The organism is Pseudomonas sp. Sample_22 (assembly GCF_004307635.1).
GTDB lineage: Bacteria > Pseudomonadota > Gammaproteobacteria > Pseudomonadales > Pseudomonadaceae > Aquipseudomonas.
Window position 1 is genome coordinate 26,196 of the sequence record NZ_RCNY01000055.1, and the last position, 17,682, is coordinate 43,877.

Genomic DNA, 17,682 nt, shown 5'->3' on the forward strand with positions numbered 1-17,682 from the left:
AACTTTTTCCATGCTTGAGGCCTCAACCGGTTAACCCGCCTTAACCGGAACTGAGGCCTGACACATGAAAAACCTGCTCAAGCTCACCCTCGCCGCCACCCTCGCTTGCGCACTGCCTGCCTGGGCCTGTACGCCCGAAGAGGCCACGGCCAAACGCGAACAACTGGCCAAGGAAGTCACCAGGCTCACCGAACAGAACCCGGCCAAGGCCAAGGAAATCAACGATGAGTTGCAAAAAATGGACCTGGGAACGGCTGCGAAAGACCTGCCGGACAAGTGCCAGTTGATCGATCAGCGTTTGAAAGAGCTGGGAACGGCAGAGAAGAAGGCCGACAGCTGAAAACAGACATAAAAAAACCCGGGCTTTGCCCTTGATGCTGTTCACGTAAGAGAACGTCAGCAACCTGTGGCGAGGGAGCTAACTCCCTCGCCACAAGTACAATGTTCGTCCTTAGGTGAAGAGAATCAGGACTTTGTCCGGGTTTTTTCCAGAACGCTACGGCGCTTTATTCAGCCGCCGGTGCTTCCGGCTTGCGACGTTTCAGCGGGGCCATACCGTCCTTGCTCACCAGCGAATCGCTTTTCGGGCGATTGACGCTCTTGCGTTTGGTCGGGGTCTTGGCGGCGGTTTTCTTCTTGTCGCCCTTGGCGTCGGTCTTTTTCTTCTTCACGCCGACGGCCTTGCCCGAAGCCTTGACCTTTTTCGGTCCGCCGTAGGTGCCTTTGACTTCCTTGATGGTGCGGCGCTCGAAGCTCTGCTTGAGGTAGCGCTCGATGCTCGACATCAGGTTCCAGTCGCCGTGGCAGATCAGCGAGATGGCCAGGCCATCGTTGCCAGCGCGGCCGGTACGACCGATGCGGTGTACATATTCGTCGCCGCTGCGCGGCATATCGAAGTTGATCACCAGATCCAGGCCGTCCACGTCGAGACCGCGAGCGGCGACGTCGGTCGCCACGAGGATTTTCACCCCACCCTGCTTCAGCCGGTCGATCGCCAGTTTGCGATCTTTCTGGTCTTTCTCGCCGTGCAGCACGAACGCTTTGTATTCCTGAGCCACCAGACGACCATAGATACGGTCGGCCATCGCCCGGGTATTGGTGAACACGATGGCCTTCTGGTAGGTCTCGTTGGCGAGCAACCAGTTGACGATCTGTTCTTTGTGCTGGTTGTGGTCAGCGGTGATGATTTGCTGACGGGTGGTTTCGTTCAGCTGGCTGACCGCGTTGAGCTGCAGGTGCTCAGGATTGTTCAGGACCTTGGCGATCATCTCGCGCAGACCGGAGCCACCCGTGGTAGCGGAGAACAGCATGGTCTGCTGACGGTTGGTGCACTCATCGACCAGACGCTGCACGTCATCGGCGAAGCCCATATCGAGCATGCGATCGGCTTCGTCGAGCACCAGCACTTCAACTTCTTTCAAGTCGAGGTTACCGGCGTTCAATTGCTCGATCATCCGCCCGGGCGTACCGATCAGGATGTCCGGCACCTTGCGCAGCATGGCGGCCTGGACCTTGAAGTCTTCACCGCCGGTGATCAGGCCGGATTTGATGAAAGTGAACTGCGAGAAGCGTTCAACTTCTTTCAGGGTCTGCTGGGCCAGTTCACGGGTTGGCAGCAGGATCAGGGTCTTGATGCTGACGCGGATCTTGGCCGGCCCGATCAGGCGGTTGAGGATCGGCAAAACGAACGCAGCGGTCTTGCCGCTACCGGTTTGCGCTGTCACCCGCAGGTCACGCCCTTGGAGCGCCAGCGGAATGGCCGCTGCTTGCACAGGCGTTGGCTCGACAAATTTCAGCTCGGCCACGGCTTTGAGCAGGCGTTCGTGCAGGGCGAATTGGGAAAACACGGGTGCTACCTCGAAGAAATACAAAAAATCAGCTGCATAGGGTAACGGTTTCGAGCGCCGAGGCCGAGTTTCTTTATGCAAACGACAGTAAACAGTGGCTTTTTTGTTGCCTGATTTGTCTCCGAAGGTAATACAAAGCGTCTTAAATGCTCTAATCGCCCGTCGCGTCTCACAGAAGAATCGTTTTTACCCATGGATATCAAACAGCTCTGGCTCAACGCCCAAGACCTTTGGGGTGCACTCGATCAACATCCCGTCGTGCATGCCGGCCTTGCGCTGGCGATGCTGCTGGTCATAGCGCTGCTGCTCGGACGAGTGGCGCGCTACCTGATCCTGCATGCCAGCCGAATGCTTGGCCGCCAGCCTGCGTTGCACTGGATCAACGACTTTCGTCACAACAAGGTGTTTCAACGCCTGGCGCAGATGACGCCATCGCTGGTGATCCAGTTCGGCCTGCACCTGGTGCCGGAACTGAGTAAAACCGCGATGATTTTCCTCGGCAATGTGGCGCTGGCATTCACCGTGCTGTTCCTGATCCTGGCGATCAGCGCGCTGCTCAATGCCTTGCTGGACATCTACGCCCGCACCGAACACGCCCGCACCCGCTCGATCAAGGGCTATGTGCAACTGACGAAAATGGTCTTGTACGTATTTGGCGCGATCATCATCGTCGCTACGCTGATCGATCGCTCACCGCTGTTGCTGCTGTCAGGCTTGGGTGCCATGTCGGCGGTGATCCTGTTGGTCTACAAGGACACGCTGCTGTCATTCGTCGCCAGTGTGCAGCTCACCAGCAATGACATGCTGCGGGTGGGTGACTGGATCGAGATGCCACAGGTCGGCGCCGATGGCGATGTGGTGGACATTACGCTGCATACGGTCAAGGTGCAGAACTTCGACAAGACCATCGTCTCGATCCCGACCTGGCGCTTGATGTCCGAATCGTTCAAGAACTGGCGCGGCATGCAGGCTTCTGGCGGCCGCCGGATCAAGCGCAGTCTGTTCATCGACGCCAGCGGTGTGCGTTTTTTGCGTGATGAAGAAGAGCAGAAACTGGCGCAGGTGCATCTGCTGACCGACTACATGTCCCGCAAGCAGGCCGAACTCAAAGCGTGGAATGAAGCCCAAGGCAACCTCGCCGCCATGTCGGCCAACCGCCGACGCATGACCAACATCGGCACGTTCCGCGCCTATGCACTGGCCTATCTGAAAAGCCACGCGCAGATCCAGCCGAACATGACCTGCATGGTCCGGCAGATGCAGACCACGGCACAGGGCATTCCGCTGGAAATCTATTGCTTTACCCGAACCACGGCGTGGGCCGATTACGAGCGGATCCAGGGGGATATCTTCGACTACTTGCTGGCGGTGCTGCCGGAGTTTGGCTTGAGCCTTTATCAGCAGCCCAGTGGCGGCGACTTGCGGGCCGGGTTGTTGCCGGCCCTGCTGGGTTCAAGCCACATTCCCGAGCCGGAAAAAAACCGTATGTAAGGGGTTCAACAGGTCAAGTGGCTAGGTTTTGAAGAGTCGCCGCACATCCACGGGGTCGGCATTTCCGCTTGGGTCAATAGCGAGGAAATACTTCAGCTGCCACTGCTGCGTCTTGATAGCTTGCCGGGCGACGGGCCGTGACCACGGCGGATACACGCGAATCGCTCGCTTACCGCCTTCGCCGGCAATCGACATGACACCTTTGGCAGCCAATATCTCCCGGTCGAACACAAACTGCCCGTTATGGGTTTCATCGCCAACGCTCACCACCACAAAGGCGACGCCATCGTCACTATCGAACGGTGCAATCTCGCTGGTCGGCGTTGGCCGTTTCCACAACGTGACGAACTGGCCAATCTTGGTCGGCGTGGTTTTCGCCACCCGGAAGACGATCACCTGGCCATCGAGGCCGAAACGGAAGGCGCCATACTCGGCACTTTCCTCCTCGCGCCGCGCTTCATCCGTCAACGCCAAACCTGCGCGCTTGTAGATCTGCTCAATGGCGGCGATCAAGTCCTTCATGTCCGACTCCGCAACGGCAACACTTCTCGCCTGACGCCCAACCGGCTGATCCAGACCGCCATCAAAATCACAGAGCCACCGAGCAACAACCGCCCCAACTGCTCATGCTGATTCCAGATCAGCAGATTGATCAGCAACCCCACCGGCACATGCAGGTTGTTCATCACTGCCAGCGTCCCGCCATTGACCAGGCAAGCGCCCTTGTTCCACCAGTACAGCCCCAATGCGGTCGAGACCAGGCCAAGGAACAACAACACAGCCCATTGCAACGGTGCTTCGGGTAGGAAATTCTGTTTGCCGAACAGCAGGAACGCCGGCAACGCCACGGCCAGTGCCCCGAGGTAGAAGTAGCCGAAGCGCCGATAATGCGGCAGATCACTCGGGTGTCGTGCGACCAGATGCTTATAGAGCACCTGCCCGGCGGCATAGGTGAAGTTGGCCAGCTGCAGCAGCAGGAACCCCATGAAGAAGTCGGGATTGATCCGGTCGAAGCGAATCACCGCGGCGCCCGCGACCGCCACCAGTGCCGCGATCAAGGCCCACGGATTGAAGCGACGGTTCAGGGCATCTTCGATCAGGGTCACGTGCAAGGGCGTGAGGATGGTGAACAGCAACACTTCCGGCACCGTCAGCACGCGAAAGCTCAGATACAGGCAGACGTAGGTCACACCAAACTGCAACGCGCCGATCAGCAGCATGCCGCGCATGAACGCCGGTTCCACCGAACGCCAGCGCGTCAACGGAATGAACACCAGCCCCGCCAGCAGCACGCGCACGAGCACCGCGAAGTAACTGTCGACATGACCGGCCAGGTACTCACCGATCAAACTGAAGGAAAACGCCTGGATCAGCGTGACAAAAAGTAGATAGCCCATGCTCGCCTCGTTTCGAATGGCGGCGACGATAGCGGGTTTTGCCAATGATCGCGACCAGTCAAACAATACAAAAACCTGTGGAAGCGGGCTTTTATGCCACCCCATCAAATCGCAGGCAAAAAAAAAGCCCGATCTCGCTAAAGCGTTCAATCGGGCTACGGCACTCAGGAGCAATAAGTGCAAAGGGAGGTTCGATGCGCGTACAGGCTTGAAGGGTTGCGCCAGGTCACTAGACCATCGAGCGATTATCTGGCGATTAACAGGTCAGGCCACTTGCGATAGCTTGGCATTGGCCTGGTTCAGGCCTTTCTCCTGGAAGTCGCCACCCAGGTTCATGCCTTCGGCATGGATGAATGTCACGTCGTGGATACCGATGAAGCCCATGACCTGACGCAGGTACGGTTCCTGGTGATCCGCCGTGCTGCCGGCATAGATACCGCCGCGCGCCGTCAGCACATAAGCGCGCTTGCCGCTGAGCAGACCTTGAGGCCCGGTTTCTGTGTATTTGAAGGTGACGCCGGCGCGCAGCACATGGTCCAGCCAGGCTTTGAGGGTGCTGGGAATTGCAAAGTTGTACATCGGCGCGGCCATCACCAGTACGTCTGCGGCCAGCAATTCGTCTGTCAGCTGGTTAGACCGCTCCAGCGAAACCTGTTCGATGTCGCTGCGTTGTTCAGCGGGCTTCATCCAGCCACCCAGCAGGTTGATGTCCAGATGCGGTACCGGGTTGACGGCAAGGTCACGAACCGTGATCTGATCCTGCGGATGAGCGGCTTGCCATTGTTTGATGAACGTCTGGGTCAGTTGACGGGAAACCGAGTCTTGCTGACGGGCACTGCTTTCGATGATCAGAACGCGGGACATGGGATGTAGGCTCCATCTGAGAATGCTGTAAGTCGATGGAGTGAAGGTTAAACAGAGTCATATCGATGAAAAAGCGCAAATAATTGCTATAACCCATCAATAAATTCGTTTATAAGCGGAGCATGCCCGTCAGGTTTGCTCCGTTCGGTGTCATTTCGGGGTGCAGCTCAGCTCGATGCGCAGTTTGATGATGTTGCGGCTGAACTTGGCGGTGACGTTTTTGTGTTTGCCAGCCGGTACATCGATCTTTCGGGTGCGTGGAGCTTCCGGGCCGTTGCTGAAAACCGCCTTGCAGCTGGCATCGACATCGCCATAGTTGGCCACCCGAATGGAGCCGATATCGCTATCGGTGTCGAAGGTTTCGTAATCGATCTTCAGGCCATTGAGGTCTTTTTTCACATCGATCGGGTAAGCAGACGCAGTCAGCGGCAACAGGCCCAGCAGTACGCAACCTGATACCAGACAACACATTTTTTTCATTGAGCAGTCTCCAATAAGAACTGCCCAGCTTAGGACAAGAGGAGCACATCATGAAAGCGCCCCGCGTGACCCTTGATCAATGGCGAACACTTCAAGCCGTGGTCGACCACGGTGGTTTCGCCCAGGCCGCCGAAGCGCTGCATCGCTCGCAATCCTCCGTCAGCTACACCGTAGCGCGGATGCAGGATCAGCTTGGCGTGCCATTGCTGCGCATCGACGGGCGCAAAGCAGTGCTGACCGAAGCCGGCGGCGTGCTGTTGCGACGGTCCCGGCAACTGGTGAAACAGGCCAGTCAGCTCGAAGACCTGGCTCACCATATGGAGCAAGGCTGGGAAGCCGAAGTGCGCCTGGTGGTCGACGCCGCCTATCCGAGCGCTCGCCTCGTCCGCGCGTTGACCGCCTTCATGCCGCAAAGCCGAGGTTGCCGGGTGCGATTGCGCGAAGAGGTGCTATCAGGTGTGGAGGAAGTCCTGCTCGAAGGCGTCGCCGACCTGGCGATCACCGGGTTCAGCATTCCGGGCTACCTGGGTGCGGAATTAAGCGACGTCGAATTCGTCGCGGTCGCCCACCCGGAACATTCCCTGCATCGCCTTAACCGCGAGCTGAGCTTCCAGGATCTGGAAAGCCACATGCAAGTGGTCATCCGGGACTCCGGTCGCCAGCAACCACGGGACGTCGGCTGGCTCGGCGCCGAACAGCGCTGGACGGTCGGCAGCCTGGCCACCGCCGCGACATTCGTCGGCAGCGGCCTGGGGTTCGCCTGGTTGCCCAGGCACATGATCGAACGAGAACTCAAGGAAGGCACGCTCAAGCTGCTACCTTTGGATCAGGGCGGCAGCCGTAACCCGAGCTTCTATCTGTATTCGAACAAAGACAAACCCCTCGGGCCAGCCACACAGATTCTCGTCGAATTGCTGCGCACCTTCGACACTGCACCACTGGACGCACCGTTCGCCGCCCCCGAACAAGCCTGACACGGAGTGTATGCATGGCCTATTTCGAACATGAAGGATGCAACCTGCACTATGAGGAATATGGTCACGGCACGCCGTTGCTGCTGGTCCACGGGCTGGGTTCCAGCACGCTGGACTGGGAAAAACAGATACCCGCGCTGGCTGCACGCTATCGGGTGATCGTCCCGGATGTACGCGGCCACGGTCGCTCCGACAAACCCCGCGAGCGTTACAGCATTGCCGGCTTCAGCGCCGACCTGATCGCGCTGATGGAGCATCTGAAGCTGGGTCCGACACATTATGTCGGACTTTCCATGGGGGGCATGATCGGCTTTCAACTCGGGGTCGATCAGCCACAACTGCTTAAAAGCCTGTGCATCGTCAACAGCGCGCCGGAGGTCAAATTACGCAGCCGTGACGACTATTGGCAATGGTTCAAACGCTGGAGCCTGATGCGCGTGCTCAGTCTGCGCACCATCGGCAAGGCCTTGGGCGGCAAGCTGTTCCCCAAACCCGAGCAGGCAGATTTACGACAAAAGATGGCTGAGCGCTGGGCAAAAAACGACAAACATGCTTATCTCGCCAGCTTCGATGCCATTGTCGGTTGGGGTGTTCAGGAACGCTTGTCGAAGGTGTCCTGTCCAACCCTCATCATCAGCGCCGACCGTGACTACACTCCGGTCGCGTTGAAGGAAAACTACGTAAAACTGTTGCCTGATGCGCGGCTGGCAGTGATCGCCGATTCGCGTCATGCCACTCCGATGGATCAACCCGAACGCTTCAACCAGACACTGCTCGAATTTCTCACCGCAGTCGACACCACCAATCAGGATCTCTGACCCATGCTGAAAAAAATCGTCCTCGCCGCTGGTTCCGTTCTGTTTGCCGCCAACCTTATGGCCGCAACGCCTGCCAAGGCGCCGCATGTTCTGCTGGAAACCACCAACGGCCAGATCGAAATCGAACTGGACCCGGTCAAGGCTCCGATCAGTACCAAGAACTTTCTTGAGTACGTTGACAGCGGCTTCTACAACAACACGATTTTCCACCGTGTGATTCCGGGCTTCATGGTCCAGGGCGGCGGTTTCACCCAGCAAATGCAACAAAAAGAAACCAAGGCGCCGATCAAGAACGAGCACAACAACGGCCTGGTCAACGTGCGTGGCACCTTGTCCATGGCCCGTACCTCGGTGCCGGACTCTGCCACCAGCCAGTTCTTCATCAACGTCAAGGACAACGACTTCCTCGACCAGGGCGACGGCTACGCGGTGTTCGGCAAAGTCGTCAAAGGCATGGATGTGGTCGACATCATCGTCAACTCGCCTACCACCGTTCGCAGCGGCATGAAAGACGTACCGGCAGATCCGGTGTTCATCAAGTCGGCCAAGCGCATCGACTGAAACCAAGCTGGACAAGGATGTCCGAGCGGTTGCCGGCTCTGTCGGCAACGCTCAATCCGTTCAAAGGAGAGCCCGTTAACGGGTAAACACCGATGCTTTATCGCCGTTTTGAAAAACTGATCGACATCTTCCGCGACGCCCCTTCGGCCGCTCCGCCGGATCGCGTCCTGCCCTTCTATACCTATTACCTCAAACAGGTCTGGCCAAGTTTCGTCGCCCTGTTGATCGTCGGCCTGTTCGGCGCGCTGATCGAAGTCGCGCTGTTCAGCTACCTGAGCCGCATCATCGACCTGGCCCAAGGCACACCCAACGCTGACTTTTTCAAGGTGCACGGCCTTGAACTGGCCTGGATGGTGGTGGTGGCGCTCGTCCTGCGGCCGATTTTCGTCGGCCTGCATGATCTGCTGGTGCACCAGACCTTGAGCCCGAGCATGACCAGCCTGATTCGCTGGCAAAACCACAGCTATGTGCTCAAGCAGAGCCTGAATTTTTTCCAGAATGACTTCGCCGGCCGTATCGCCCAGCGCATCATGCAAACCGGCAACTCCTTGCGCGATTCAGCGGTACAAGCGGTGGACGCCCTGTGGCATGTGCTGATCTACGCGATCAGCTCGCTGGTGCTGTTTGCCGAAGCCGACTGGCGCCTGATGATCCCGCTGCTGACGTGGATCGTCGCGTTCATCAGTGCACTGTATTACTTCGTACCGCGAGTCAAGGAACGCTCGGTGGTGTCCTCCGATGCGCGCTCCAAACTGATGGGGCGGATCGTTGACGGCTACACCAACATCACCACCCTGAAGCTGTTTGCCCATACCAACTTCGAACAGCAATACGCTCGCGAAGCGATCAAGGAACAAACCGAAAAGGCCCAACTGGCCGGCCGCGTCGTCACCAGTATGGACGTGGTGATCACCAGCATGAACGGCCTGTTGATCGTCGGCACCACCGGCCTGGCCCTGTGGCTTTGGACGCAGTCGCTGATCAGCGTGGGCGCCATCGCCCTGGCCACCGGGCTGGTGATCCGCATCGTCAACATGTCCGGCTGGATCATGTGGGTGGTCACCGGCATCTTCGAAAACATCGGCATGGTTCAGGACGGCCTGCAGAGCATCTCGCAACCGGTCAGCGTCACCGACCGAGACCAGGCCAAACCCCTGGCCGTGGCCCGTGGCGAAGTGCGTTTCGAAGACGTGGATTTCCACTACGGCAAACAGAGCGGGATCATCGGCGGGCTCAACCTGACGATCAAACCCGGCGAGAAGATCGGCCTGATCGGTCCGTCCGGTGCCGGCAAATCAACGCTGGTCAACCTGCTGCTGCGTCTCTATGACGTGGAAGGCGGGAGGATTCTCATCGATGGCCAGAACATCGCCGATGTCAGTCAGGAAAGCCTGCGTGAACGCATCGGCATGATCACCCAGGACACGTCGTTACTGCACCGTTCGATCCGCGACAATCTGCTTTACGGAAAACCCGACGCCACCGATAGCGAACTCTGGGAAGCGGTGCACAAGGCCCGGGCCGATGGTTTTATCCCAATGCTTTCGGACGCTGAAGGCCGTGTCGGTTTCGATGCCCACGTCGGTGAACGCGGTGTGAAACTCTCCGGTGGCCAGCGTCAGCGCATCGCCATCGCTCGCGTGCTGCTCAAGGACGCGCCGATTCTGATCATGGACGAAGCCACATCGGCACTGGACTCGGAAGTCGAAGCGGCAATCCAGGAAAGCCTCGAGACCCTGATGCAGGGCAAAACCGTCATTGCCATCGCGCACCGGCTCTCGACCATTGCCCGCATGGACCGCCTGGTGGTGCTGGAAAACGGCAAGATTGCCGAAACCGGCAGCCATGCCGAATTGCTGGCATTGGGTGGGTTGTATGCGCGGCTGTGGCAGCATCAGACGGGTGGGTTTGTCGGGATCGATTAACTTCAGATCACCCTGACCCCTGTGGGAGCGACGGTGCGACGATTCGACTTGCCCGCGATGACGGATTCACATTCAACATTGATGTTGACTGATATTCCGCTATCGCTGGCAAGCCAGCTCCCACAAAGACTCCTTGCCAATTACGCCTGCCGGTAAGGCAAGGCTGTCCGCGCTTCTTCGGCATACGCCAACACCCCCAGCCGCTCCTGTTGCAGAAAGTCTTTAACCGCCGCTTTCAGGCCTGGATGGCGCAGGTAATGCCAGGAATGGGTAATCACCGGTTCGAACCCGCGAATCAATTTGTGCTCGCCTTGAGCACCCGCATCGAAGCGTTGAAAGCCGTTGGCGATTGCGTAGTCCATGCCCTGATAGAAACAGGTCTCGAAATGCAGGCGATCGAACTCTGCCAGGCATCCCCAATAACGGCCGTAAAAACTGTCGCCCCCCACCAGGCTGAAAGCCATGGCTACCGGCCGTGAACCTTGTTTGGCAAAAACGACGCGGATCGATTGCGGCATGCGTTCGGCCAACAGGCTGAAAAACGCTCGCGTCAGGTAGGGCCGTTGCCGACGCACTGCGTAGGTGTTGGCGTAGCAGGCGTAGACAAAATCCCACTGCACCTGACTCAACTCACGACCTTCGAGCCACTCGAAATCGAAACCCTGCCCCGCCACCTGTTCCCGCTCTTTACGCATCTGTTTGCGCTTGCGTGAACTCAGTACATCGAGAAAATCCTGGAAGTCCCGGTAGCCGCGGTTTTGCCAGTGATACTGGCAGCCGACACGTTGCAGCCAGCCCGGCTGCTCGGCCAGCGCGGCGTCAGTGAACGGGTCTGTGAAATTGATGTGGGCGCTCAAGAGTTGTTCGATCTCCAGATAACCCGGCAGGCTTTTCAGCAATTCGGAACCATCCTCCACTGTGGCCGCCAACAAACGCGGCCCGCTGACTGGACTGAAAGGCACTGCGGTCAAAAGCTTGGGGTAGTAATCGATGCCCGCGCGTTCGCAGGCATCGGCCCAGGCGTGATCGAACACGTACTCGCCGTAGGAATGCCACTTGCGGTAGCTGGGCAATGCGGCGATCAGTCGATCACCTTCGGTGTGCAGCAAATGCTCGGGTTGCCAACCGGAGTGAGGTCCGACGCTGCCGCTGTCCTCCAATGCGCTCAGGAACGCGTGAGACAAAAATGGTTGTGTCTCGGGTACCAACGCATCCCATGTTTGCGCAGTGATTTCAGACAGACTTTGCAGGCGCTGCAACGGCATTACACATCTCTCTCATCGATGGCATGAAGCTTTGCGAGTATCGCCCATCGCCATCCGTTGCACACGATCAATTCGACGACAGCGCTCTAAATCAAGAGTTCGCGACGACTCGGCATCGTCATCGACATGCCATCACATTGCCACTTCCTTGTAATAAACCATCGCGATACTGGCGCCTGTTTTTAGAGCGTCGGGTTCTAACCCGGCCACTGTTTTCCGTCCATCAATGGTCGGTTGTGCCCTGGATGGCTCAGCCATCCACTCTCATCTTCGGAGATTGATATGCGTCTTGCTTCCACGAAAACTGCGGCAGCCCTGTGTGGCGGTCTGTTGCTGGCCATGAGTGTTCCGGCCAGCGCCGCAGTCGACGCCAAACTGCTCGACATGCTCAAGGCAAACGGTTCGATTACCAACGCGCAGTACAGTGAACTGCAAGCCGAGCTGGCCCGGGATCAGAAAGAACAGCAAATCGCCCGCCAGGCTCAACAGGAGACTAACGAGCAGATCGCAGCGACCGCGAAGAAAACCAACGAACTGAGCACCTTCGACCAGAAACTGGCGTGGGCTGCCAAGACCCAGTTCAAGGGCGATGTGCGTTTCCGCCAGGAAAACGTGCACAACGATGGCGTGTCGAACAACAAAGACCAGGATCGTCAGCGCATTCGTGCCCGCCTGGGTGCCTATACCGAAATCAACCCGCAAGTCGACACCGGTATCCGAATCGCCACCGGCAACAACGACGACGCGCGTTCTACCAACCAGAGCCTGGACAACTACTTCGACAAGAAGCAGATCTGGCTGGATCAGGGTTACGTCGACTACCACCCCGACGCGATCAAGAACCTGCACCTGGTGGGCGGCAAGATGCCACAACAATGGGTCAGCATGGGCGACGTGATTTGGGATAGCGACATCAGCCCGGAAGGCCTGTCGGTGTCGTACAAGTACCCGCTGAGCGGCAGTACCGAGCTGTTCGGTAGCGCCGGTCACTACACCCTCAAGGACAACGTCGACGGCGACGGCGTGCAGTTCAAACACGACCTGCGCCTGTACGCGGGCCAGTTGGGTGCACGCTTCGGCATCACCGACAACCTTAAGCTGACCCTGGGTGGCAGCGTCTACGGCTACGACAACGACGACGACATCATCCCTGGCGGCACCTCGATCCCGGCTGCACTGGCCATCAACGGCAACAGCCCGAACGAACAATTCAAGCTGTTCGAAGGTTTCGGTCAGCTCGACATCGGCGGCCTGCCAATGCCGCTCTCGCTGTACGGCCAGTACGTCAACAACGACGATGCCAGCAACGATCAGGATACCGCCTGGCTGGCCGGTTTGAAGACCAAGGTCTACGGTTTCGCCATCGACTACAACTACCGCGACGTGCAGCGTAACGCTGTGGTTGGCGCGTTCACTGACTCCGACTTCGCCAACGGCTTCACCGGTTCGCGCGGCAGCAAGTTGAAAGTGAGCTACGAGCTGGACAAGAACTTCAACCTCGGCGCGACGTACTTCATGGCCAACTCTGACTACACCAACGCCACGCTCAAAGACTCCGACATCAACACCCTGCAACTGGATGCTGAAGCGAAGTTCTGATTCACCCCGCTACACGACTCGGGCAGGGAGGCCCGAGGCGCTTTTACAGCCTGGCGTTGGCCCGACGGTCCCCATCATCCGTGCGCCGGACCAACGCGAGTCTGTTTTACCGACCTTGCAGCCTGCCGTGTGCAATCAACGACGATCTCCCACCCGCGAATGGCTTTTGCTCCAGTCGTTCAACAGGCTGTACGCCACTGCCAGCAACGTCGGACCGATGAACAGCCCGATGAAGCCAAACGCAATCAACCCGCCAAACACGCCCAGCAACACAATCACCAGCGGCAGGTTTCCGCCGCGGCTGATCAGGTACGGTTTGAGCACGTTGTCCACGCCACTGATGATGAAGGTGCCCCAGATGCCGAGGAATATTGCCATCCCGTAGTCACCTCTCCATGCCAGCCAGGCGGTGGCTGGAATCCACACCAGCGGTGGCCCCATGGGAATCAGGCTAAGCATGAACGTTACGATGCCGAGCACCAAAGCCCCCGGCACACCGGCAATCAGGAAGCCGACCAGCGCCAGGACGGCCTGGGCCGCTGCCGTACCGATCACGCCGTTCACTACCCGCTGCACCGTGCCCGCCACCAATTCGATGTAGTACCCGGCCCGTTTACCGATCAGGCGCTCCAGCAAGCCATGGACAAACGCCGCCAGCCGCGGACCGTCGCGATAGAAAAAGAACACGAAAACAATGCTCAAAGTCAGTTCGAGAATGCCGCCACCAATCTGCGCACTGCGCGCCAGCAGCCAGTTACCGACCTGACCGAAGTAGGGTTTGAGCGACACCATCATGGCCGCGCCCTGCTGATCGACACTGTTCCAGATTCCCAGCAGTCGCTCACCCACCAGCGGAATGCTGCCCAGCCAGTCCGGCGCTTGCGGCAGACCATCGACCTGCACATCCTTGATGAACGCCGTGGCGTCGCGCACATGGTCCGCCAGGTTGAAGCCCAGCCAGACCAGAGGCGCTGCCACCAGCACCATCCAGCCCACGGTCAACAGCGCCGCCGCCAGGGATTCGCGACCATTTAGCCAACGGGTCAGCAAGCGCATCAGTGGCCAACTGGCAAACGCCAGCACCGCCCCCCAGAACAACGCTGACCAGAACGGTGCCATCACCCAGAAGCTCGCGCCAAACAGCACCAGGAGCAGGATCTGCACCAACAGCCGATCATTATTGATCATCTAAAGTCTCAAAAAATCAGTTCGAAAGAGTTGGCGAACGCGTTACGCGCGTTCGCCGGGATAAAGCCTAGCGCAATAGCTGGATGTGCAGGCCAGAGCCTTCGACGCTGCCGGTTTCCAGCCGCGCCGCACGCACGCCCTGAGCGATCAACGCCTGCCGCCAGGCTTCGGCAGCAGGCCCGGAAACACTGACCCGCAGCGTCGTGTCCAGGTTCAGACCACGGGAAATCAAACGCAGCCAGGTGTCATCCGGTGCATCCGTGAGTTTGGGAAAGTCGAGTTCGCCGGTGCTTTTGAGTTCACGCAGCAAGGTCGCCGAGGTCGGCAGCAAATCGCCCAGCGGCGCAGCGGCATCGAACTGCTCGACGTGCAGGTAGGCTTTGCGATTGCCACGGGTGATGCTGTAGAGCGCCACCAGTGTGTTGTCTTTCGGAGCAGCCAGGCGCAACAGCAGGTACGCCTGCTCATTGTCGGCGCCATAGAGCTTGGCGTTGCCGAAGACTTCGTTGGCCCACAGGCTGCTTTCACCGCAATCACGGGCCTGGCACCAGAACAGCAACTGGGCGTCCTGTTTCTGCAAGGCTTCGCGGGCGGCCGTGAATGCTTCGGTGGATGAATGCTCCGGTGGCAGCTCGTAGGTCACTGACGTGGCATTGCCACGGGCGCTGACCTGGCCATCGAAGCGCAGCTGGCCGCTGATCTTGCGGATCGAACCCAGTGGGTAAATTCGCTCGATGTCGACCGGAACGCGATAGTCGACGATCTGCGCATCGGCCATGCGCGGCACGATCGGCAAATCCTGACTGCCAGGCACATCAGCGGCAAACAACACGGGACTGAAACTGCACAGTGCCAACAGACTGAGGGAACGCATCGATAGACTCATCGGATCAGCATGGCCTGGGCACCCTTGATGACACTCGCTTCATCGGCGCGCTGTGGCACCAGCAAGCCACGTTGCACCGCAGGACGCGCCTCCATGGTCGCCATCCAGCGTTGCAACGCCGTCAAACCTTCCACCGAGACACCGGACCACTCGTAGCCACGTACCCAGGGGAACGTCGCGATATCGGCGATGCTGTAGTCGCCGGCAAGGAACTCGACGGCTTGCAGGCGCGTGTCGAGGACTTCGTAGAGGCGACGGGTTTCGTGCTGATAGCGATCGATTGCACCCTGCAGCTTTTCCGGGAAATAACGGAAAAACACGTTGGCCTGGCCCTGCATCGGGCCGATGCCGCCCATCTGGAACATCAGCCACTGCAATACCACCGAACGCCCCTTGGGGTCGGCTGGCAAAAGCTTGCCGGTCATTTCAGCGAGGTAAATCAGGATGGCACCGGATTCAAACACGGCAAAATCGCCGTTGGCGCGATCGACGATCGCCGGAATACGCCCATTGGGGTTGATCTTGAGGAAGTCCGCGGACTTCTGTTCCTTTTTGTCGAAACTCAGGGCATGCACCTTATAGGGCAGGCCGAGTTCCTCGAGCACGATAGAGACCTTGTGGCCATTCGGGGTCGCAGCGGTGTACAGATCTATCATGGTTGTCTCCCATTTCAACCCGCCCAGCCTCGACAGTTGCCTGGTGCAAGTCAAGGAATGGCGAAGAACCGATTGAAACAGTCTGCGACAAGGTCGGCACCGGACTCGTCGTTCAAGTGCAAATGGTGGCCACCAGGCAGCTGTTCACGGCTAAAGGGTAGACGCTCCAGCAATTCTGGATGTTTGGCGAGCATGCCGTCGGCGGCCACCACCAGTTTTGCCGGACAACTCACCCGTTTGACGAATGCCATTGCCTGTTCGGTCGTAAGACGCAGCGGCGATGGCAGCGTGAGGCGGTTATCGGTGCGCCAGGTGTAACCGCCCGGCACCGGCATCAAGCCACGTTGCGCCAGCAGTTCGGCGGCTTCGCGACTGACCGCCACCAACCCTTTCATTCGAGCCTCGACGGCTCGATCGAGGGTGTCGTAGACCGGTTTGCGTTTTTCTTGCAAATCCAGCTGCGCTTGCAGGGCCATGCCCATGCGTTCGGCCGCATTTTCGCCCTTGTCGGTAGGCGGAATGACGCCATCGATCAAGGCCAGATGAGTGACTCGCTCCGGCAAAGACCCGGAGATGATCAAGCACGCGATCGCCCCCATCGAGTGGCCCAACAGGGCAAAGCGCTTGAGGCCCATTTGTTCGGCGACTTGCAGTACATCGTGGGCATAGTCCCACATGGCGTACCCCGCGCCGGGCGGGCGATGCCCGGAATGGCCGTGCCCTGCCATGTCCAGTGCAATGATGCGCAGACCTTTAAGCTTCGGCGCCAGTCGGGCGAAGCTGTTTGCGTTGTCGAGCCAGCCGTGCAAGGCAATCACCGGCAATCCGTCTTCCGGGCCGAACAGATGCGCCGCCAGCTCGATGTGCGGCAGGCTCAGGCGGACTTCTTCAACGACGTGACTCATGCGCAATCCTGTGGGCGGCGTCCTTCCCATTTGCTGAACAGGTTTTTCAGCAACAGGGCGGTGTCTTGCGGACGTTCGAGGGGAAACATGTGGCCACCAGGCATGGTCAGGGACTCTCCCAAAGGCATGCGCCCGACCGAACTGGCGTGGTGGCGCATCACCACCCGGCTGCTGCGCCCGCGCACCACCGCCAGCGGCACTTTCAATTGTCGCGTGCGGCCGGGGCTGGTGTGGGGTACGCCACGGTAGATACTGATTTCCGTGGCCGGGTCGAAGCGCAGGCGCAGCTTGTCACCGACCTTGTGCAAGCCGTGTTGCAGATAGGCGTCGAAACATTCCGGATCGAAGCTGCGAAACAGGGTTTTGCCGGCGAAATAGCGGCGGGCACTGTCGAGATCGGCGAACTCTTCCCGCCGCCCCAGGGTACGACCCGCCGGGGTCAGGCGATCGATGAAACCCAAACGCTTGGCCGCACGGATCACCCATTGATCAGTCCGGGTCAGCACGGGGGAATCAAGCATCACCACGCCGCGATAGAGATGAGGACAGCGCAACGCAGCGTGCTGGTGCAGTACGCCACCAAAGGAATGGCCGACACCCCAAACCGGTTCCGGCTGCTGCTCCAGGTGATGAATCAACTCATCCACCAGGTTGTACCAGTTGTCGTCCGCCGGAAACCTCGGGTCATGGGCGTGTTGCTCCAGATGCGTCACCTGATACTCGGGCGCCAGCGCCGCGAACAGTTTGCCGTAGGTGCCCGAAGGAAACCCGTTGGCGTGGGCGAAAAATATCTGTTGCGACATACCGGCAAATCCATGAGCGAAAA

18 protein-coding genes are annotated in these 17,682 nt (G+C 58.9%); 7 read left to right on the plus strand and 11 right to left on the minus strand.

The features are described from left to right. The first annotated feature begins 64 nt into the window (after positions 1 to 64). Positions 65 to 340 (plus strand): hypothetical protein, encoded by a 276-nt coding sequence (locus tag D8U73_RS13865; RefSeq protein WP_056853092.1) that lies wholly within the window; start codon positions 65 to 67, stop codon positions 338 to 340. 166 nt (positions 341 to 506) lie between these two features. On the opposite strand, the gene D8U73_RS13870 is transcribed toward D8U73_RS13865, so the two are convergent. Beyond that, positions 507 to 1,847, minus strand: coding sequence for a DEAD/DEAH box helicase (locus D8U73_RS13870; protein ID WP_056853093.1), 1,341 nt, complete (start codon positions 1,845 to 1,847; stop codon positions 507 to 509). A 192-nt stretch (positions 1,848 to 2,039) separates the two neighbouring features. Here D8U73_RS13870 and D8U73_RS13875 point away from each other — a divergent pair, with 192 nt between their 5' ends. Next, positions 2,040 to 3,338: a mechanosensitive ion channel family protein gene (locus D8U73_RS13875; RefSeq protein ID WP_130904795.1), complete on the plus strand. Its 1,299-nt coding sequence runs from the start codon at positions 2,040 to 2,042 to the stop codon at positions 3,336 to 3,338. 21 nt (positions 3,339 to 3,359) lie between these two features. Here the strand turns inward: D8U73_RS13875 and D8U73_RS13880 are convergent, their stop codons facing one another. From D8U73_RS13880 to D8U73_RS13895, 4 genes are all read right to left on the minus strand, one after another. Next, positions 3,360 to 3,860 (minus strand): MepB family protein, encoded by a 501-nt coding sequence (locus D8U73_RS13880; RefSeq protein WP_130904796.1) that lies wholly within the window; start codon positions 3,858 to 3,860, stop codon positions 3,360 to 3,362. Then, entirely contained in the window at positions 3,857 to 4,735 is an 879-nt protein-coding gene (locus D8U73_RS13885) for a carboxylate/amino acid/amine transporter (protein ID WP_056853096.1), read from the minus strand. Before D8U73_RS13885 ends, D8U73_RS13880 begins: the two co-directional genes overlap by 4 nt. A gap of 264 nt (positions 4,736 to 4,999) precedes the next feature. Beyond that, entirely contained in the window at positions 5,000 to 5,599 is a 600-nt protein-coding gene (locus tag D8U73_RS13890) for an FMN-dependent NADH-azoreductase (protein ID WP_056853097.1), read from the minus strand. A gap of 150 nt (positions 5,600 to 5,749) precedes the next feature. Then, positions 5,750 to 6,079 carry a 3-phosphoglycerate kinase gene (locus D8U73_RS13895; RefSeq protein WP_130904797.1) on the minus strand — a complete coding sequence of 110 codons (330 nt, stop codon included), beginning with the start codon at positions 6,077 to 6,079 and terminating at the stop codon, positions 5,750 to 5,752. A gap of 50 nt (positions 6,080 to 6,129) precedes the next feature. Here D8U73_RS13895 and D8U73_RS13900 point away from each other — a divergent pair, with 50 nt between their 5' ends. The 4 genes from D8U73_RS13900 (at position 6,130) to D8U73_RS13915 (ending at position 10,357) form a co-directional block, all read left to right on the plus strand. Further along, positions 6,130 to 7,053, plus strand: a complete 924-nt coding sequence (locus D8U73_RS13900) for a LysR family transcriptional regulator (protein ID WP_056853099.1) — start codon at positions 6,130 to 6,132, stop codon at positions 7,051 to 7,053. 14 nt (positions 7,054 to 7,067) lie between these two features. Continuing rightward, positions 7,068 to 7,871: an alpha/beta hydrolase gene (locus tag D8U73_RS13905; RefSeq protein ID WP_056853100.1), complete on the plus strand. Its 804-nt coding sequence runs from the start codon at positions 7,068 to 7,070 to the stop codon at positions 7,869 to 7,871. A gap of 3 nt (positions 7,872 to 7,874) precedes the next feature. Next, complete coding sequence (locus D8U73_RS13910; RefSeq protein WP_056853101.1) at positions 7,875 to 8,432, plus strand: peptidylprolyl isomerase; 558 nt, start codon at positions 7,875 to 7,877, stop codon at positions 8,430 to 8,432. Positions 8,433 to 8,524: 92 nt separating this feature from the next. Next, positions 8,525 to 10,357: an ABC transporter ATP-binding protein gene (locus D8U73_RS13915; RefSeq protein ID WP_130904798.1), complete on the plus strand. Its 1,833-nt coding sequence runs from the start codon at positions 8,525 to 8,527 to the stop codon at positions 10,355 to 10,357. 140 nt (positions 10,358 to 10,497) lie between these two features. Here the strand turns inward: D8U73_RS13915 and D8U73_RS13920 are convergent, their stop codons facing one another. After that, complete coding sequence (locus D8U73_RS13920) at positions 10,498 to 11,622, minus strand: GNAT family N-acetyltransferase (protein WP_056853103.1); 1,125 nt, start codon at positions 11,620 to 11,622, stop codon at positions 10,498 to 10,500. Positions 11,623 to 11,904: 282 nt separating this feature from the next. Between D8U73_RS13920 and D8U73_RS13925 the strand changes: the two genes are divergently transcribed. After that, positions 11,905 to 13,221, plus strand: coding sequence for a putative porin (locus D8U73_RS13925; protein ID WP_056853104.1), 1,317 nt, complete (start codon positions 11,905 to 11,907; stop codon positions 13,219 to 13,221). A gap of 135 nt (positions 13,222 to 13,356) precedes the next feature. Here the strand turns inward: D8U73_RS13925 and D8U73_RS13930 are convergent, their stop codons facing one another. The 5 genes from D8U73_RS13930 to D8U73_RS13950 form a co-directional block, all read right to left on the minus strand. Next, the gene (locus D8U73_RS13930; protein ID WP_130904799.1) at positions 13,357 to 14,409 is read right to left on the minus strand and encodes an AI-2E family transporter; all 1,053 of its coding nucleotides are present in this window, start codon (positions 14,407 to 14,409) and stop codon (positions 13,357 to 13,359) included. Positions 14,410 to 14,476: 67 nt separating this feature from the next. After that, on the minus strand, positions 14,477 to 15,283 hold the full coding sequence (locus D8U73_RS13935) for a DUF4892 domain-containing protein (RefSeq protein WP_130904800.1): 807 nt from the start codon (positions 15,281 to 15,283) through the stop codon (positions 14,477 to 14,479). An 8-nt stretch (positions 15,284 to 15,291) separates the two neighbouring features. Next, on the minus strand, positions 15,292 to 15,951 hold the full coding sequence (locus tag D8U73_RS13940) for a glutathione S-transferase N-terminal domain-containing protein (protein ID WP_056853107.1): 660 nt from the start codon (positions 15,949 to 15,951) through the stop codon (positions 15,292 to 15,294). A gap of 50 nt (positions 15,952 to 16,001) precedes the next feature. After that, positions 16,002 to 16,856 carry an alpha/beta hydrolase gene (locus D8U73_RS13945; RefSeq protein ID WP_130904801.1) on the minus strand — a complete coding sequence of 285 codons (855 nt, stop codon included), beginning with the start codon at positions 16,854 to 16,856 and terminating at the stop codon, positions 16,002 to 16,004. After that, on the minus strand, positions 16,853 to 17,659 hold the full coding sequence (locus D8U73_RS13950) for an alpha/beta hydrolase (RefSeq protein ID WP_056853109.1): 807 nt from the start codon (positions 17,657 to 17,659) through the stop codon (positions 16,853 to 16,855). The genes D8U73_RS13945 and D8U73_RS13950 overlap by 4 nt, the downstream gene beginning before the upstream one ends. Between the last annotated feature and the right edge of the window lie 23 nt (positions 17,660 to 17,682).

What these genes read in the sequence shown, in the direction of transcription:
- D8U73_RS13865 (WP_056853092.1), top strand. Translation starts at nt 65, where the DNA reads ATGAAAAACCTGCTCAAGCTCACCCTCGCCGCCACCCTCGCTTGCGCA.
- D8U73_RS13875 (WP_130904795.1), top strand. Translation starts at nt 2,040, where the DNA reads ATGGATATCAAACAGCTCTGGCTCAACGCCCAAGACCTTTGGGGTGCA.
- D8U73_RS13880 (WP_130904796.1), bottom strand. Translation starts at nt 3,860, where the DNA reads ATGAAGGACTTGATCGCCGCCATTGAGCAGATCTACAAGCGCGCAGGT.
- D8U73_RS13885 (WP_056853096.1), bottom strand. Translation starts at nt 4,735, where the DNA reads ATGGGCTATCTACTTTTTGTCACGCTGATCCAGGCGTTTTCCTTCAGT.
- D8U73_RS13890 (WP_056853097.1), bottom strand. Translation starts at nt 5,599, where the DNA reads ATGTCCCGCGTTCTGATCATCGAAAGCAGTGCCCGTCAGCAAGACTCG.
- D8U73_RS13895 (WP_130904797.1), bottom strand. Translation starts at nt 6,079, where the DNA reads ATGAAAAAAATGTGTTGTCTGGTATCAGGTTGCGTACTGCTGGGCCTG.
- D8U73_RS13900 (WP_056853099.1), top strand. Translation starts at nt 6,130, where the DNA reads ATGAAAGCGCCCCGCGTGACCCTTGATCAATGGCGAACACTTCAAGCC.
- D8U73_RS13905 (WP_056853100.1), top strand. Translation starts at nt 7,068, where the DNA reads ATGGCCTATTTCGAACATGAAGGATGCAACCTGCACTATGAGGAATAT.
- D8U73_RS13910 (WP_056853101.1), top strand. Translation starts at nt 7,875, where the DNA reads ATGCTGAAAAAAATCGTCCTCGCCGCTGGTTCCGTTCTGTTTGCCGCC.
- D8U73_RS13915 (WP_130904798.1), top strand. Translation starts at nt 8,525, where the DNA reads ATGCTTTATCGCCGTTTTGAAAAACTGATCGACATCTTCCGCGACGCC.
- D8U73_RS13920 (WP_056853103.1), bottom strand. Translation starts at nt 11,622, where the DNA reads ATGCCGTTGCAGCGCCTGCAAAGTCTGTCTGAAATCACTGCGCAAACA.
- D8U73_RS13925 (WP_056853104.1), top strand. Translation starts at nt 11,905, where the DNA reads ATGCGTCTTGCTTCCACGAAAACTGCGGCAGCCCTGTGTGGCGGTCTG.
- D8U73_RS13930 (WP_130904799.1), bottom strand. Translation starts at nt 14,409, where the DNA reads ATGATCAATAATGATCGGCTGTTGGTGCAGATCCTGCTCCTGGTGCTG.
- D8U73_RS13935 (WP_130904800.1), bottom strand. Translation starts at nt 15,283, where the DNA reads ATGCGTTCCCTCAGTCTGTTGGCACTGTGCAGTTTCAGTCCCGTGTTG.
- D8U73_RS13940 (WP_056853107.1), bottom strand. Translation starts at nt 15,951, where the DNA reads ATGATAGATCTGTACACCGCTGCGACCCCGAATGGCCACAAGGTCTCT.
- D8U73_RS13945 (WP_130904801.1), bottom strand. Translation starts at nt 16,856, where the DNA reads ATGAGTCACGTCGTTGAAGAAGTCCGCCTGAGCCTGCCGCACATCGAG.
- D8U73_RS13950 (WP_056853109.1), bottom strand. Translation starts at nt 17,659, where the DNA reads ATGTCGCAACAGATATTTTTCGCCCACGCCAACGGGTTTCCTTCGGGC.